This window comes from Sphaerisporangium siamense (genome assembly GCF_014205275.1).
Classification (GTDB): domain Bacteria; phylum Actinomycetota; class Actinomycetes; order Streptosporangiales; family Streptosporangiaceae; genus Sphaerisporangium; species Sphaerisporangium siamense.
In genome coordinates, this window is record NZ_JACHND010000001.1 from 4,984,693 (window position 1) to 5,000,766 (window position 16,074).

Consider the following 16,074-nt stretch of genomic DNA (forward strand, 5'->3'; position numbering starts at 1 on the left):
CCACCCCTGGCTTTAATCAGATATTACCTACCAGTTTTGCAGCCTATACCCGCCAGTCTACCTCTCGCCCGCGCCGGGCGCCTCCCGCCCCCAGACCGCCGGACGGGTCAGGCGCGGCCGAAGAAGGCCAGCAGGCGGTCCAGCGGCCAGGTGTTCACGACGTCCTCGCCGGTCAGCCAGGCGCGCTGGGCCAGGCCCACGCCGTAGCGCAGGTTGCCCAGGTGGGGCACGGCGTGCGCGTCGCTGTCGATAGAGAACTTCACGCCATGGTGGCGCGCGAGCCGGATCAGGTCGGACGGCAGGTCGGCCCGGTCGGGGTAGGCGTCGATCTCCATCACCGTGCACGTGCGCCCGGCGGCGGCGAAGACGGCCTCCCAGTCGGCGTCCACCGGCGGGCGCTTGCCGATCTTGCGCGTGGTCGGGTGACCGATGATCTGCACGCCGGGGTTCTCGCAGGCGGCGATCAGGCGGCGGGTCATCTCGTCCCGCGGCTGGGTGAAGTGGGAGTGCACCGACGCCACGCGCACGTCGAACCCCTCCAGGACCTCCAGCGGCCAGTCGACCGAGCCGTCCGGGCCGATGTTGAGCTCGGTGCCGTGCAGCAGGCGCATGCCGGGGTAGGACGCCTGGAGCCCGCGCAGCCGCCCGCGCTGCTCCAGCGCCTTGTCCAGCGTCATGCGCTGCATGACCAGGTCGGGCGCGTGGTCGGTCACCGCGTAGTAGGCGTACCCGCGCGCGGCGGCGGCGTCCAGCATCTGTTCCAGCGGGGCGATGCCGTCGGTCAGGTCGGTGTGCGTGTGAAGGTCGCCCTTGATGTCCGCGAGCGTCACCGGCTCGGGCAGCGTCCCGCGCAGCGCCGCCTCGACCTCGCCGCCGTCCTCGCGCAGCGGCGGCGGCACCCACGGCATGCCCAGCGCGGCGTAGATCTCCTCCTCGGTCTCGGCGGCGATGACCCTGTCGCCCTCGAACAGGCCGTACTCCGACAGTTTCCAGCCGCGCTTCACGCACATCTCGCGCAGCCGCACGTTGTGCTCCTTGGAGCCGGTGAAGTACTGCATCGCCGCGCCCCAGGAGGCGGCCGGCACCACCCGCAGGTCCACCTGGAGACCCACGGTGGTGCGCACCGAGGTCTTGTGCGCGCCGCTCGCGATGACCTCCGCGACGTACGGCTGCTCCTTGAACGTCTCCATCAGGCTCACCGGCCCGACGGCGAGGATGTCGATGTCGCCGATCGTGTCCTTCATGCGGCGCAGCGACCCGGCGTAGGCGATCTTCTCGGCCGGGAGGGAGGCGATGACGCGCTCGGCCAGGCCCATGGCGACGCCCAGATGCACCCGCTCGCCCGACGTGCGCATCTGCTCGATGCCCTTGAGCAGGTTCTCCTCGGTCTTGGCCCCGAACCCCCTGACGCCGGTCAGCCGGCCCTGGTGGATGGCCTCGGCCAGGGCGTCGGGGGAGTCGATGCCGAGCTCGTGGAACAGGAACACCGCCTTCTTGGGGCCGAGCGAGGCGATGCGCGTCATCGCGCGCACCCCCTCGGGAACCTGGGCCCGCAGATCGTCGAGCTGGCGGAAGGAGCCCCGCAGCAGGAACTCCTCGACCTTCTTCGCGATGGCCTCGCCGACCCCCGCCACCCGGCGGACGTCGCCGCCCGAGATGTCCTCGGGAAAGCCCGCTATCGCCTTGGCCGCCTTCTGGTAGCTGCGCACCCGGAAGGCGTCCCCGCCCGTCATCGCGAAGAGATCGGCGTACTCTTCGAGCGCCGCCGCCGCCTCGTCGTTCGCCCGTCCCATGAGGGTCAGCTTACGGAAGGCCCCCGACAATCCCGGGCCGAGGTGAGCCCGCGGATCAGATGCTCACGGACCGGGGGAGGTACGGCTCGGCGAGGTAGGCCAGCTCCTCGCCGGTCAGCGCCAGCGCCTCGGCCGCCACGGCGTCGTCCACGTGCCGTTCCTTGGTCGCGCCGACGATCGGGGCGGTGACGCCGGGCTGCGCGAGCAGCCAGGCCAGGGCCACCTGCGCGGGCGGCACCCGCCGCGCCCCGGCCGTCTGCGCCAGGCGGCGCAGCACCTCGGCGTCGCCCGGCCCGCCGTACAAGATCTCGATACGGCCGTCCGCGCCCGACCGGGCGGTCTCGTCCTCCGCCCCCGCCCGCGCCAGCAGCCCCCGCGCCAGCGGGCTCCACGGGATCAGCCCGACCCCCTGGTCCAGGCACAGCGGGATCATCTCCCGCTCCTCTTCACGGTAGATGAGGTTGTAATGCGGCTGCATCGACGCGAAACGCGTCCAGCCGTGGCGTTCGGCGGTGTGCTGGGCCTTGGCGAACTGCCAGGCGTACATGCTGGAGGCGCCGATGTAGCGGACCTTCCCGGCGCGGACCAGGTCGTTGAGCGCCTCCATCGTCTCCTCGATGGGCGTGGCGTCGTCCCAGCGGTGGATCTGGTACAGGTCGACGTAGTCGGTGCCGAGGCGGGTGAGCGAGGCGTCGATGGCCGCGTGGATGTGCTTGCGCGACAGCCCGCGATCGTTGACCTCCGGGTCCACGGGGAAGAACACCTTGGTCGCCAGCACGTACTGCTCACGGCGCGGGAAGATCTCGCGCAGCAGCCGCCCGGTGATCTCCTCGCTGACGCCCGCCGAGTAGGTGTCGGCGGTGTCGAAGAAGTTCACCCCCGCCTCGGCGGCCCTCCGCACCAGGGGCCTGGCCGCGTCCTCGCTCAGCACCCAGTCCGGTCCTCGCTCCGGGTCGCCGTAGCTCATCATCCCGAGACAGATCCGCGAAACCTTCATCCCGGTCGTCCCGAGACGTACGTATTCCATGTCTTTACCTCCTGGGACATCCCAGCACGCACCCGGGTGGCCCCGCGAAGGGGGCGGCCGCCTCGTCCCGGCGCCCCGGCCCGCTCCCGTCGCGCGTACGCGGTGGGACCGGGCGAGACGCGTCCATGCGCCGGTTAATGAGCCGGGGATAACGCGTTTCCAAAAATCTCCGGCGAATGCGGAGCGTTTCCATAGCACTACGTTCTTCGCATCGGCGTGAAAAAGGTATTCCCCTTTCCGGGAGCCCGTGACAAGATCACCCTGCCTCTCCTGACTTCGACGAAAGGGCGCAGTGAAAACACGGTTACGCAGGGTTCGCACGTTAGGGAGCGCGTCGCTCACCGCCGTTCTCGGCTTATCGACGTCCCTGGTCGCGACGCCCGCCGCAGCTGCTTCACCGGTTCCGGCCCCCACGCCGGGCCGCGTGAGCGCGACCACGCCCCGGTCTTACTCCGCGGCCCCCGACCCGATACAGACGGCCCGGGAACAAGCGAAACTCCAACATAAGCGCATTGAAGTCGAAAGCTTACGCACGGAGAACTCCACGACATTCGCCACCCCCGACGGCACGACATTCGCCACTTACGTCGAGGCCGCTCCCGTCCGATTCAAAAAAGACGGGACATGGCACGCGATCGACCTCACCCTCGTCCAGGACGGCGGCGCCGTACGGCCGAAGTCGATCAAAGACCAGGTGCGGCTGTCCGCGGGCGGGGACACCGCGCTCCTGACCGTCGAGGACGGCCGCGGCGAGACCAGGCTGTCGGCCCCCGCCACGCTGCCGAAGCCGGTGCTCGCCCGCAACACCGCCACCTATCCCTCGGCGTACGGACCCGGCACCGACCTGGTCATCGAGGCCACGCCTGCCGGGATCCTGCAGAAGATCGTCATCAGGCAACGTCCCGCCACCCCTCCCGCCTTCAGCCTGCCGATCGCCACCGGCGCCGGCCTGAAGTACCGCACCCAGGCCGGACGCGCCGAAGTGCTGGACGAGGGGAAGAGGGTCGCCGAGGTCGCCGCGCCGCTGCTGCTGGACGCCGAGGCGACCAGATCGATCACCACCGGGAGGATCGGCAAGGCCGAGGCCCGGCTCGACGCCGGCGGCGGACGGCTCACCTACACGCCCGACCCCGCCTTCCTCGCCGACCCGCGCACGACCTATCCGGTGACGCTGGCCGGCGACCCGACCCCGTGGTACGGGCCCGGCTTCCCCACCGACGCGTTCGTCTCCGACGACTCCCGGTTCACGACCGGCCGTGCCACCCAGTACCGCCAGGAGATCCTGACCGGCCGCAACAACTTCGACGGCGGCGCCGGCCGTTACTACCGGTACCGCGGCTACATCAAGCACGACCTGACCAACGCGCCCTTCTACGGCCGGCGGATCATCAACGCCGACCTGCGCCCGTGGAACTACATCACCACCGGCTGCGGCGCCAACGCCGGCGACATCGCGGCGCGCCGCGTCACCAGCGACTGGGCCCTCGACTCCAGCAGCTCCCGCGACCTGCGCTGGGACAACCAGCCGTTGGTGACCACCAGCGGCGAGGGCGTCAAGGGCAGCGGCGTCGGGCGCATCATGAAGCGCGACGGCTCCTACGTGTACTGCAACGACCCCTCGGGGGAGGTCTACTACTCCATCGAGGGCGTCGTCCAGGCATGGGCCGACGGCGCGGCCAACTACGGCGTGCAACTCGCCGCGGTCAACGACGGCAGCGGGCCGTCGAACTACCGGGAGTACCTCTCCTCGGAATGGTCCGGCGTGGACGGCCGGGGTCCGGTGCTCTTCGTCGAGTACGAGGAGCCGGTCCCTGAGGAGTTCGACATCGCCTACGAACGCGACGGCGTCCCCGACGACAGGCTGCCGACGTACGAGGAACTGCTCGCCGACGAGATCCCGCAGTCCGACGTCCGTCCCGCCCCGGAGACGGTGACCGTCGCCGAGGCGGCGGTCCGGCAGAGCGATTCCGGGCAGACCTTCGAGGTGGAAAGCGACACGCTGCCCGACACGACGATCTCCCCGATCGGCTCGGACCCCGAGTCGGCCCCGCCCACGGTGGCCGGCACCGACCCCGCCTCCGGCGAGACCGAGATCGCCGTCACCACCCCCGTCCGCGTGACGTTCAGCAAGCCCGTGACCGGCGCGCGGATCGAGCTCAAGGACCCGGCGGGAACGGTCGTGCAGGGCGCGCTGACCACGAACCCGGCCGGTGACGTGTGGCGGTTCACCCCGCAGGGCACGCTCGCCGGAGAGACGACGTACCAGGCCTCCGTGACCGGGGCCACGGACGCCGACGGCATCGAGGCCGCGCCCTATTCGTGGTCGTTCACCACGATTCCGGTGGACTCCACCGTCCCGGCGGTCACCGCCACGGACCCGTCCTCCGGCGCCACGGAGGTTCCACTGACCGCCCCGATCCGCGCGACCTTCAGCGAACCGGTCACCGGCGCCGTGTTCACGGTCGAGGACGGCGCGGGGACCGCCGTGCCGGGAAGCCTGACCGCGGCCGGTGACGGGAAGGTGTGGACGTTCACCCCCGCGGCGCCGCTCGCCTGGAACGCCGCCTACACGGTCGGCGTGACCGCCGCCAGGGACGCCTCCGGCAACATGATGGCGCCGTACACCTGGTCGTTCGCCACGGTGACCGACCACACGGCCCCCGCCGTGACGCGCACCGTCCCGGCCAAGGACGCCACCGGCGTCAAGGTGATCGACCCGATCGTGGTGACGTTCGGCGAGCCCGTCTACGACGTGCGGATCGTCGTCAAGGACGCGGCCGGCACGCCGGTCGCCGGCACGGTCGCAGCCGGGGCGCGTGACGACGAATGGTCGTTCACGCCCACGGCGCCGCTGGCCGCCGACACCGTTCACACCGCGGAGGTGTCCGGTGGCAGGGACGCCGCCGGCAACACCATGACCGGCCACACCTGGTCGTTCACGACCGCGCCGCCCGACACGACACCACCCACGGTGAGCGGGACGAACCCGGCCAGGGACGCCACCGAGACCGAGGTGGGCGCCCCCGTCCTGGTGACCTTCAGCGAACCCGTGACCGGCGCGCAGATCACGGTCAAGGGCCCCTCGGGCGCCGCGGTCGCGGGCACCGCGACCGCGACCTCACCGGCCACCCTGTCCTTCGTCCCCTCCGCGCCCCTCGCCGGGACGACCAGGTACACCGCCGAGGTGACCGGGGCCAAGGACGGCGCCGGCAACACCATGACGGCCTATACCTGGTCCTTCACGACCGGCGAGCCGCCGGTGCCGCCCGACGCGCCCCGCGTGTCGGACGAGTACGTGTCCCCGTCCGACGAGACGGGGGATGTCACCTCCTCGGCGGTGCCGTCGTTCGGCGGCCGGGTGAGTGATCCCGCTGGGCGTAGTTCGACGCTGACGGTCCAGGTGGAGCACGATCCGTCCGTTCCGGCGCAGGGCAGCGGGTTGATCTGGTCGGGGACGAGTGGTGCGACCGCGTCCGGTTCGTATGCCTCGGTGACGATCGCTTCGGGCAGGTTGTCGGACGGGTGGAAGCTGCGCTGGCGTGCTCGTGCCACGGCCGGGGGTGTGAACGGGGCTTGGACGAGTTGGCACACGCTGACGGTGGATGTGTCCAAGCCGAGTGTGTCGGATGAGTACGTGTCCCCGTCCGACGAGACGGGGGATGTCACCTCCTCGGCGGTGCCGTCTTTCGGTGGCCGAGTGAGTGATCCGGACGGGCGTAGTTCGACGCTGACGGTTCAGGTGGAGCATGATCCGTCTGTTCCGGCACAGGGGAGCGGGTTGATCTGGTCGGGGACCAGTACCTCGACGTTCCCCGGTTCCTACGCCTCGGTGACGGTTCCCTCGGGGAAGCTGTCGGACGGGTGGAAGCTGCGCTGGCGTGCTCGCGCGACGGCCGGGGGCGTGAACGGCGCCTGGACGGACTGGCACACGTTGACGGTGGATGTGTCCAAGCCGAGTGTGTCGGATGAGTACGTGTCCCCCTCCAACGAGACGGGGGATGTCACCTCCTCGGCGGTGCCCTCGTTCGGCGGTCAGGTGGACGACCCGGACGGGCGTAGTTCGACGCTGACCGTCCAGGTGGAGCATGATCCGTCTGTTCCGGCACAGGGCAGCGGGTTGATCTGGTCGGGGACCAGTACCTCGACGTTCCCCGGTTCCTACGCCTCGGTGACGGTTCCCTCGGGGAAGCTGTCGGACGGGTGGAAGCTGCGCTGGCGTGCTCGCGCGACGGCCGGGGGCGTGAACGGCGCCTGGACGGACTGGCACACGTTGACGGTGGATGTGTCGAAGCCGAGTGTGTCGGATGAGTACGTGTCCCCCTCCAACCAGGCAGGCAATGTCACCACCTCGCTGACGCCGTCGTTCGGCGGTCAGATGGACGACCCGGACGGGCGTAGCTCGACGCTGACCGTCCAGGTGGAGCACGATCCGGCCGTTCCGGCGCAGGGCAGCGGGCTGATCTGGTCGGGGACCAGCAGTGCCACCGCGCCCGGTTCCTACGCCTCGGTGACGGTTCCCTCGGGCAGGCTGTCCAAGGGGTGGAAGCTGCGCTGGCGCGCGCGGGGCAACGCCGGTGGTGTGAGCGGCGCGTGGACCGCCTGGCACGGCCTGGCCGTGAGCGCGACCGCGACGGCGGCGGGGCGGTCCGTGCCCTCCGCCGCGGGCACGGCGAACGCGGCGGCGGCCGCCGCGGCGGGCGACTCGGCGCCGTGGCCGACCTTGCCCGACAAGCGCGTCCACTTCAGTGACTGCTGGGTGAACAAACAGGCCGGCAGCAAGAGGACCTACCCCCATGGATGGGTGCGCGACGGCTACAACTGGTGCTCCTACCGCACGGTGGGCAAGGCGCGGACCCAGAAGACCAAGACCACGGACCCGTGCGGCTGCAAGTACGAGTACAAGGTGAAGGGCAAGCTCGAATTCCTGTTCAGCGTGGCCGCCTACACCTACGCCGGTGGCATGAAGATCTTCAAGAAACTTCCCGGCCCCAACGCCGAGAAGGCCACCGACGAGAACCGCACCGTGATCAACAGCCGTACCGTCAAGGTCTGGACGCGCGTCGACGACATCCGCGTGTCCGGCGCCGGGGGAGCGACCATCTGGCCGGAGTCCACCATGCTCACGGTGGACATGGGCTTCTTCGGCCAGGGCTGCCAGCAGACGGGCGGTCAGACGCAGAGGCGGACCCTCGCGGAGTGGAGGAACGACAGCGTCAAGCAGTCCTACTTCCAGTACTTCTCCGACAAGGCCGCGAGCCGCGGGCCGCACAAACTGGCCGTCTGCACGATGCAGCCGTACCTGGCGGCGGGCACCGGCTACATGCCGTACATCAACTCCAAGATGGCCGACATGCCGGTGCGCTGCGACACCTCCGAGACGCTCGCCCAGCGGTACGGGGGCTGTGTGTTCGTCGAGTACACGCCGTCGTTCAAGAGTCCGCTGATCTACAAGAGCGAGGAGGGGGTTCCGTACGCGAACGAGTCCGCCTACCTCATACGGAAAGCCCTGACCGAGAACTCGGCGACGCCCCAGGACGACAGGACGTTCCCCCGTAAGGCGGGGAAGGTCATCCCGGGGCTCAAGGAGAAGAACCTTCCGCTGCACCGTACGGCCAGCGAGGAGAGGGACGAGGACAACCGGGATGAATCAAGGGCCTACTGTGCCGAGATGCTCAGGATTCTGAAGTTGCCCAAGCCGTCCGGTCACGACTGTGACGAGTATCCCTTCGCCGCGACGCACGAAGGCTCGGCGGGGGACGACACGGATCGCAACGTGGCGGTCGAGTACGTGGACGAAGGCCACAACCGGTCGGTCGGCAGCAAGCTCGGATGGTTCTTCCAGGACTTCCGCGTCTTCGGCTACCACGCCGAGACGGGCGCGGACGAGCGGCACGCGTTCGAACGCTTCTATGTGAAGATTCCTGAATAAAAGTCTCGGCGACGGCCGGTCTTCCGCGGGCATCGGTGTCATCCCCGCGGGAGCCGGCCGTCGCTCCCTTCCATCGGAGGAAGCAGTGCCCGACGCGGTGGAGCCCTCCTACCGGCACCTGCTCGACTCGTACGACTTCCAGATGCGCGACATCTGTGTCACCTGGGCGCCGGGCACGGACGCCGGCGATCTGGCGGAGGCCCTCGGCGCGGATCCGTCGACGGCCGCGTCGAAAGTCCTCGAGGACGCCTACGACGAGTCCTACGAGCGGGCGGTGTCAGGCGAAGGGCCGAATCCGCTGCTCGTCGGGCGGGCCGGGGCATGGCTCGTCGCGCTGGAGCCGCTGGCCTCGGCGGGACGCCGCAGGCTCGCGACGCTTTCGGCCGGAGGGGAGGCCTGCTGCCTAACCGTTGGCCAGGGGTCGTACTGTTCGTTCTACTACGCGCGCGACGGCGCGCTCGTGTGCCGTCTCGTCCGGCTCGACGACCCCGAGGGGGACACGCGCCCGCTCGAACGGCATCTCGCGGGCCTCCGCCTGCTGGACAAGGTCACGTTCGGGGTCTGGCTGACGCACGCCTTCCTGCTGGCCGAGCGGATCACCGGCGTGCACCTGGGGGAGGACTGGTTCTCCGACGAGCACACCCGCTATTTCCACCGCGGCGCCGGGGCGTGACCGGCGCCTTCGCGGTGGAACCCGGGGCCATTGCCGAGCCGACGTGTGGCCGAAGACCCGGAAGCTCCGTATGGCGGGCTGCTTCCGGGGGATCGCCTGGGCGACGGTCCTGGACGCTTCGACGTACTCCTCGGACGTCGCCCCGGGCTTCAACGTGTACAGGCAATGGACCTTCTGCGCGTCCGCCTTCATTCCTCGGGAGCAAGCGGCTCCGCGTATGTGAGCCGTCTGTTGTATGTATCAACGCGGGGAGCGAGTCGCTTCTCCAGTAGCACGCCGGTCCAGCGGGGGCTGAATTTCCGTAGTCCGACCTCCAGAAACCCGAGGTCCGCGTAGTAACGGCGCAGGCGTGCGTTGTGCTCCACGCAGTCCAGGCGCACCAGGTCGGTCCCGGCCTCGCGGGCCCGGTCCTCCACCCAGGCCAGCATGGCCGCGCCTGCTCCGGTTCCGGCCCGCCCGCGGTCGATCATGAGGCCGTGCACGTACGCGGCGAACGCGTCGCGTTCCTCCCAGACTCGCGGGTCCGACCACAGCAGGCGGAAGGCTCCGCACGGCACCTCGCCTGACCTGGCCACATACCATTCACCCTTGTTTATCTGCTCCGCGATCCGCTCGGGCGCCACATGACCCTGCGGCCACTGCCGGATCCCTTGCGCGGCCAGCCAGTCCTCGGCGTCCCTGCGCATGCGCGCGAGGGCCGGCACGTCCTGCGGCGTGGCCGGAAATATCACCATCTCCATGGCGAAAAACGGTATCGCGTCCCTCAGGTGTTGACATTTTCAGCGGGGGAGCCTTGGACGAGCTGCTGATGCGCGCCGGCGGTTGTTTTGGGCCTGCCGCGGGGGGTTCCGCCCGTGGGTCAGGGGACCAGTCCGTCGGCGATCGTCCAGGTGGTCGCGAAGGCGGGGCAGCCGGAGGCGCCGGAGGTCTCCAGGTGGAACTCGGCCGAATACTCGGTGATCCGCCAGCGCCGGTCGCCCGCGTCGAACGCGGCGGCCAGGGGCTCCATCGTGAACCGCCACGTCATCTCGTCGCTGACGTCCTCGCCCGCGCAGGTGAACTGCACCCCCGCGGGGGCGCCCGTCGCGGACCACGACCACGCCGGCGCCTCCGTGCCCTGGGAGAGGGGCGCGGGGCCGGTCACCCACGTCTGCGTCAGGCACCGCTGGGCGCCGTCGCACGGCTCGACCTTCGCCGAGATGGTCGTGAAGTCCGAGCACGTCCAGTTGTCGAAGTCCGACACGCAGCTCGTCTGGCGCAGGGGGACGTTCAGCCCGCCCTCCGGGACGTCCGCCTCCAGCAGGTCCTTGCCGGACAGCCTGAGGCCGTCCCGGAAGATCTGCGTCACGTCCTTGAGCGACGTGCCGGCCTCCTTCTCCAGCGCGGCGATGTCCTTCTTCGCGGCGTCGCGCTCGCGGCGGAGCTGGTCGGTCTCCTTGCCGACCGTGCTCACCTGGCTCTGCAGGGACTGCAACCGGTCGGCCTGGGCGCGCGCCTCGTCCCGCAGCGCGGTGATCTTCATGCCCGCGACGACGCCGCCGACGGCCGCGAGGACGAACGTGAGCAGGAAGAGAACGGCGAAGAGGCGGACGCGGCCCGGCCCGGCTCGTGGCACGTGATCGGCCCCCTAGCGTCACCGGCGGATGGTCCATGTGAGGGAAACGATGGGCAGCGCAATCATCACACGCGCGACCCCGTCAGGTCCCCTGTCCGCGACCGATCCCCGCGGGTACGTCCCGATCAGTGAGCCGGATCCGCCACCGAGCGCAGCAGCCCGCGCAGGGCGTCCAGGTCGCCGGTCGCGGTGACGTGGCCGGCCGACAGGGCCGCGTCCAGGCCGGACGGCGCCGCGAGCAGGGCGTTCAGCGTCGCCGGGTCGGTGCGCAGGGCGGCGTCCGCCCCGGCGGGCTCTCCGGGACGCACGGTCACGCTCCCCGCGCAGGACTCGGCCGTCCACACGTGGTCGTCCAGTTCCACGCGGAACACGGCCGGGAGAGCGCCGGGGGAGGGGCGCGCGGCGCCGCGCAGGTAGAGCAGGACGGAGGTCGCGCTCGGCGTGACCGCCCCCGGCGGCATCGGCGCGCGCAGGCCCCAGCCGCCCAGGGCGAGCACGATCGGCTCCAGTTCCCGTCCCCATGCGGTGAGCTCGTAGACCTGCGAGCCCGCCGGAGGCGCCAGCCGGCGACGGGCGATCACGCCCCGGGCCTCCAGCTCGCGCAGCCGGTCGCTCACCAGGTTGGAGCTCGCGCCCGGCAGCGCGCGGCGCAGGTCGGTGAAGCGCCTCGGGCCGAGCAGCAGCTCCCGAACCACCAGCAGGGCCCAGCGTTCCCCGACGACGTCCAGGGCACGGGCGATCCCGCAGGCGTCCTGGTAGGTGCGGCTCGTCGGCATGTCGTCCGTCTCCTTCTGCTCGATGGCAATTTACAACCAGCCGGTTGTTTTTAACAACCATGGTCACTACGGTGAGCCTTCCGGGCGGGGCTTCGCCCGGATGGGGGCGTACGGCGACCTCGGCCCTGGGCGGGGCCGCGGTGCGCACGGACGGGCGCGAAGAGCGCCGGAAGGGGACCACCATGGGACGGCCCGTCGTGCACTTCGAGATCATCGGACGCGACCCCGCGGCGCTGCGCCGCTTCTACGCCGCGCTGTTCGACTGGGACTTCGACACGACCGGCCCGGTGTCCGCGCGGATCTCCGACCCGGGCGACTACGGCTTCGTCACCCCTCGCCAGGACGCCCCCGGCTCCCCGCCCGCGACGTCCCCGCCGGACGGCCCCCGAACGTGGGACGAGGTCTCCTTCCCGGCCGGAATCCCGGGCGGCGTGGGCGGCGGTCCGGGTTTCGAGCCGCACGTCCTGTTCTACGTCGGCGTCCCCGACGTGGAAGCCACCCTCCGCAAGGCCGAAACCCTCGGCGCCACCCGCCGCCTGGCCCCCGACCCCCGCCCGGGAGGATCCCTGGTCGTGGCCCATCTCGCCGACCCCGAGGGCAACCTGATCGGCCTGGCCGCCCTCACCTCCGCCGCCGACGACGAACGGAGCTCCCACTGACGCGCTCCCGCGTGAACGAACGTCGTCACTGGCGTTGACGAAGTTATCGGGCCTGACTAAGGTCGTCTACGTAAGAGACGATGTTCGGTGCGTCTCGGGCGTGTACGGGCGTGGTAGGAATGGCATTCGCGGAGGAGGCCGGGGAGACAAGAGGGTGCGTGTGCCATGACCGAGTCCTACCTTGGCGTTCTTGGAATCGCCGAGGTGCTCGGGGTGAGCCGGCACGCGGTTCACAAGTGGCGGGCCCGCTATCCGGCCGATTCCGGTCACCCGTTCCCCGAACCCGACGTCGACGTCGACGGGACGCCGGGCTGGCGGCGCGATCGGCTGGAAGAGATCGTGCGCTGGCGCGCCGGCCTTCCCGGCCGTGGCGCGGGCGGAGGCCGGCCCACCGTCGCGCGTCAGGAATACCTCAAAGCGGCGGCGGTGCGCGGCCTCGATCGCGATGAGGCGCTGCGGGCGCTCGCCGTGTTCGGCGCGGAGTTCCCCGAGATGACCGAACCGGAGATCTGCGCCTGGCTCGTCGAGAGCTGGCGCAGGTAGCCGATCCGTACACCCGGCTCTCGAAGGGCGATGACGCATGTCCGAAGTCAGCGGGGACACCGCACCGGGATTCGAAGCGGTACGTGAGGCGTTCGCGGCCTCCCAGGCCCTCAACCCCCAAGGAGGCGCCGCGGTCAGCGCCTACCTGCACGGCCGGAAGGTCGTCGACCTGTGGGGCGGGATCGCCGACCCCGAGGACGGCCGTCCCTGGGAGCGGGACACCGTGCAGGTCGTCTACTCCACCACCAAAGCCGTCACCGCGGCGTGCGCCCACCTGCTCGCGCAGCGGGGAGAACTGGACCTCGACGCGCCCGTCGCCGAGTACTGGCCGGAGTTCGCCGCGCACGGCAAGGACCGCGTCCCGGTGCGCTGGCTGCTCACCCACCAGGCCGGGCTTCCGGTGCTCGACCGGCCGCTCACCCCGGCGGACGCGATCGCCTGGGAGCCGGTGGTGGCCGCGCTGGCCGCCCAGCGTCCCGCCTGGGAGCCGGGCACCGCCCACGGCTACCACGCGCACACCTACGGCTGGCTGGTGGGGGAGGTCGTCCGCCGGGTCTCCGGCCGCGGCATCGGCAGGTACCTCGCGGACGAGATCGCCGCCCCGCTCGGCCTGGACCTGTGGATCGGGCTGCCCGAAAGCGAGCGGCACCGGGTCAGCCGGATCATCGCGCCCCCCGTGGACCTGGACGCCCTGGCCGCCACCGACCTCGACGCCCTGCCCGAACCCGTGCGCGAGGTGATGGCGGCCTACGCGGACCCGGCGTCGCTGACCGTGCGGTCGATGATGCTCTTCACCCCTCCGCTGGACCACAACGATCCCGCCGAACAGTCCGCCGAGATGCCCTCCACCAACGGCATCTGCACCGCCCGTTCCCTGGCCCGGTTCTACGCCGCCCTCATCGGCGAGGTCGACGGACACCGCGTCCTCACCCAGGAGACCCTGGCCGCCGCGACCGAGGAACAGACCAGCGGCATCGACCGCGTCCTGCGCGTGCCCGTCCGCATCGGCACCGGCTTCGGCCTGCCCACTCCTGACGCCTTCTCCTGGTACAGCCCGACCGCCTTCGGATACCCCGGCTACGGCGGATCCCTCGGCTTCGCCGACCCGGCGACCGGCCTCGCGTTCGGCTACGTCATGAACCACCTCCAGGATGGCACACGGGACCGCAGAGCCGCCGTCCTCGTCGACGCCGTCCGATCCGCGGCGCGCCGACGTCCCACGCGCCGGCCCCGGCGATCAGGAGCGGTGCGGGCTGATCAGCCCGGACTCGTAGGCGATGATCACGAGCTGGGCGCGGTCACGGGCGTGGAGCTTCGCCAGCAACCGTCCGATGTAGGTCTTCACCGTGGCCGGTGAGAGGTGAAGCCGCTCGGCGAGCTCGCTGTTGGACAGACCACGCGCGATCAGGGTCAGGACCTCGCGTTCCCTGTCCGTCAGGCGCTGGAGCTCGCGGGTCGGCGTGGGGGGTGACTCGGGAAGGCGGGCGAACTCGGCGATCAACCGGCGGGTGACGGTCGGCGCGAGAAGGCCCTCTCCCTGGGCGACGAGGCGGATCGCGTCGCACAGGTCGGCGGGCCGGGTGTCCTTGAGCAGGAACCCGCCCGCCCCCGCGCGCAGCGCGGCGTACACATGGGAGTCCAGGTCGAACATGGTCAGGACCAGGACGCGCACGCCTTGCGTCTCCGGCGTTCCGCGGATCAGCCGGGTGGCCTCGATGCCGTCCATCGCCGGCATGCGCACGTCCATGAGCACGATGTCGGGCAGGTGCGCGCGGGCGAGTTCGACGGCTTCCCCGCCGGTGCCCGCCTCGGCGACGACGGTCATATCGGGCTCGTTCTCGATCAGCGCCCGGAAGCTGCCCCGCAGCAGGGCCTGGTCGTCGGCGATGAGCACCCGGATGGGCCCGTTCACCGCGCGTCACCTCCGACGGGCCGGTAGCGCAGGGTCGCGCTCACCTGGAATCCTCCCTGCGGCAGCGGTCCGGCGGCGAACCGGCCGTCGTACAGCGTGACCCGCTCCCGCATGCCGACGATGCCGTGTCCCGGGGGACCGGCGGAAGAACGGGCGCCGCGGCCGTCGTCGGTCACCTCGATGGTCACGACTCCGTCCTCGGCCAGGACGCTCACCCGGCAGCGGGCCGGGGCCGCGTGCTTGACGACGTTCGTCACGGCTTCCTGGACGATCCGGTAGGCGGCCAGCTCGACGGGTTCCGGCAGGTCGTTCCCGCCCCGCACCGACAGCTCGACGTCGGCCCCGGCCACGGAGGCTCGCTCGGCGAGCTCGGCCAGACCGGCGAGCGTCGGCGCGGGCGCCGGTCCGGTGTCCTCGCGCAGCACTCCGAGCAGCCTGCGCGTCTCGGCGAGCGCCTCCTTGCTCGTCGCCTCGATGACCCGCAACGCGTCGAGGGCCTCCTCGGGCCGGTTCCGTGCCAGGTGGTTGGCGATGCCCGCCTTGACCGCGATCAGCCCCATCCCGTGGGTCATCACGTCGTGCAGCTCGCGGGCGATCCGAAGCCGTTCGTCCATCAGCACCTGGTGGTCACGCTGCCGCTCCAGACGTATCGCCTGCTCACGCCGATCGCGCACGCTGAGCCCCCACCTCCACGCGCCGGCGAGCAGCGGCAGGGCAGGCGCGTACCACCACCACCCGCCGCCGGGACGCAGCACCGCGCCGGCGGCGCCGGCGGCCGCCACCGCCGCCGCGGCGCAGGCCGTGGCCCGCGCCGCGCGTCCTCCCTGGGCGCTGAGCGTCAGCGTGTACAGGGCGCAGGCGGCGGCGACGAAGGGGTCCCACAGCAGGCCGAGCGCGGCGGCGGGGACCGACAGCGTCATGATCAGGACGAGCGCGCCGAGGGGCCGGTACCTGCGGAGCGCGAGCGCCACGGCGATCACGGCGGCGACGGCCAGCGAGACCGGAAGCCGCCACGGGGAATGCGTCTCGTCCCGCAGCACGTTGCCGCCGACGCCGATGTCCACCGCCAGCAGTGTCGCGGCGATCACGACGTCCACGGCGACCTGACGGAGGGTGGGTCTCACAGCGGGCATGCCCGGTACGGTAA

Annotated in this window: 12 protein-coding genes; 5 read left to right on the top strand and 7 right to left on the bottom strand. The window is 71.0% G+C overall.

Annotated elements, in window-relative coordinates; all coding sequences use genetic code 11:
• Nucleotides 1-107: 107 nt before the first annotated feature.
• The gene (gene polX, locus BJ982_RS23035; RefSeq protein ID WP_184883294.1) at nt 108-1,793 is read right to left on the bottom strand and encodes a DNA polymerase/3'-5' exonuclease PolX; all 1,686 of its coding nucleotides are present in this window, start codon (nt 1,791-1,793) and stop codon (nt 108-110) included.
• Nucleotides 1,794-1,848: 55 nt separating this feature from the next.
• The gene (locus BJ982_RS23040; RefSeq protein WP_184883297.1) at nt 1,849-2,820 is read right to left on the bottom strand and encodes an aldo/keto reductase; all 972 of its coding nucleotides are present in this window, start codon (nt 2,818-2,820) and stop codon (nt 1,849-1,851) included.
• A gap of 694 nt (nt 2,821-3,514) precedes the next feature.
• On the opposite strand from BJ982_RS23040, the gene BJ982_RS23045 reads away from it, so the two are divergent.
• Both BJ982_RS23045 and BJ982_RS23050 read left to right on the top strand, forming a co-directional pair.
• Nucleotides 3,515-8,749 carry an Ig-like domain-containing protein gene (locus tag BJ982_RS23045; protein WP_184883299.1) on the top strand — a complete coding sequence of 1,745 codons (5,235 nt, stop codon included), beginning with the start codon at nt 3,515-3,517 and terminating at the stop codon, nt 8,747-8,749.
• 85 nt (nt 8,750-8,834) lie between these two features.
• A complete protein-coding gene (locus BJ982_RS23050) occupies nt 8,835-9,422 on the top strand; it encodes a hypothetical protein (RefSeq protein ID WP_184883301.1) in 588 nt (195 codons plus the stop codon).
• 188 nt (nt 9,423-9,610) lie between these two features.
• Here BJ982_RS23050 and BJ982_RS23055 read toward each other — a convergent pair whose 3' ends face one another.
• The 3 genes from BJ982_RS23055 to BJ982_RS23065 form a co-directional block, all read right to left on the bottom strand.
• Nucleotides 9,611-10,162, bottom strand: coding sequence for a GNAT family N-acetyltransferase (locus BJ982_RS23055; protein ID WP_203958893.1), 552 nt, complete (start codon nt 10,160-10,162; stop codon nt 9,611-9,613).
• Nucleotides 10,163-10,281: 119 nt separating this feature from the next.
• Nucleotides 10,282-11,037, bottom strand: a complete 756-nt coding sequence (locus tag BJ982_RS23060) for a PilN family protein (protein WP_184883303.1) — start codon at nt 11,035-11,037, stop codon at nt 10,282-10,284.
• Between the two features lie 125 nt (nt 11,038-11,162).
• The gene (locus BJ982_RS23065) at nt 11,163-11,813 is read right to left on the bottom strand and encodes a winged helix-turn-helix transcriptional regulator (protein ID WP_184883306.1); all 651 of its coding nucleotides are present in this window, start codon (nt 11,811-11,813) and stop codon (nt 11,163-11,165) included.
• Between the two features lie 182 nt (nt 11,814-11,995).
• Here BJ982_RS23065 and BJ982_RS23070 point away from each other — a divergent pair, with 182 nt between their 5' ends.
• The 3 genes from BJ982_RS23070 to BJ982_RS23080 all read left to right on the top strand — a co-directional run bounded on the left by BJ982_RS23070 (nt 11,996) and on the right by BJ982_RS23080 (nt 14,372).
• Nucleotides 11,996-12,472, top strand: coding sequence for a VOC family protein (locus BJ982_RS23070; RefSeq protein ID WP_184883308.1), 477 nt, complete (start codon nt 11,996-11,998; stop codon nt 12,470-12,472).
• A 165-nt stretch (nt 12,473-12,637) separates the two neighbouring features.
• A complete protein-coding gene (locus tag BJ982_RS23075) occupies nt 12,638-13,015 on the top strand; it encodes a hypothetical protein (RefSeq protein ID WP_184883310.1) in 378 nt (125 codons plus the stop codon).
• Between the two features lie 37 nt (nt 13,016-13,052).
• Nucleotides 13,053-14,372: a serine hydrolase domain-containing protein gene (locus BJ982_RS23080; RefSeq protein WP_184883312.1), complete on the top strand. Its 1,320-nt coding sequence runs from the start codon at nt 13,053-13,055 to the stop codon at nt 14,370-14,372.
• On the opposite strand, the gene BJ982_RS23085 is transcribed toward BJ982_RS23080, so the two are convergent.
• Nucleotides 14,253-14,927, bottom strand: a complete 675-nt coding sequence (locus tag BJ982_RS23085) for a response regulator (RefSeq protein WP_184883314.1) — start codon at nt 14,925-14,927, stop codon at nt 14,253-14,255. The two genes, BJ982_RS23080 and BJ982_RS23085, sit on opposite strands and share 120 nt — an antisense overlap.
• Nucleotides 14,924-16,060 carry a sensor histidine kinase gene (locus BJ982_RS23090; protein WP_184883316.1) on the bottom strand — a complete coding sequence of 379 codons (1,137 nt, stop codon included), beginning with the start codon at nt 16,058-16,060 and terminating at the stop codon, nt 14,924-14,926. Before BJ982_RS23090 ends, BJ982_RS23085 begins: the two co-directional genes overlap by 4 nt.
• Between the last annotated feature and the right edge of the window lie 14 nt (nt 16,061-16,074).

Excerpts from the sequence above, each read along its gene's own strand:
- BJ982_RS23070 (WP_184883308.1), top strand. The coding sequence starts at position 11,996 with ATGGGACGGCCCGTCGTGCACTTCGAGATCATCGGACGCGACCCCGCG.
- BJ982_RS23040 (WP_184883297.1), bottom strand. The coding sequence starts at position 2,820 with ATGGAATACGTACGTCTCGGGACGACCGGGATGAAGGTTTCGCGGATC.
- BJ982_RS23090 (WP_184883316.1), bottom strand. The coding sequence starts at position 16,060 with ATGCCCGCTGTGAGACCCACCCTCCGTCAGGTCGCCGTGGACGTCGTG.
- BJ982_RS23075 (WP_184883310.1), top strand. The coding sequence starts at position 12,638 with ATGACCGAGTCCTACCTTGGCGTTCTTGGAATCGCCGAGGTGCTCGGG.
- BJ982_RS23065 (WP_184883306.1), bottom strand. The coding sequence starts at position 11,813 with ATGCCGACGAGCCGCACCTACCAGGACGCCTGCGGGATCGCCCGTGCC.
- BJ982_RS23080 (WP_184883312.1), top strand. The coding sequence starts at position 13,053 with ATGTCCGAAGTCAGCGGGGACACCGCACCGGGATTCGAAGCGGTACGT.
- BJ982_RS23055 (WP_203958893.1), bottom strand. The coding sequence starts at position 10,162 with ATGGAGATGGTGATATTTCCGGCCACGCCGCAGGACGTGCCGGCCCTC.
- polX (WP_184883294.1), bottom strand. The coding sequence starts at position 1,793 with ATGGGACGGGCGAACGACGAGGCGGCGGCGGCGCTCGAAGAGTACGCC.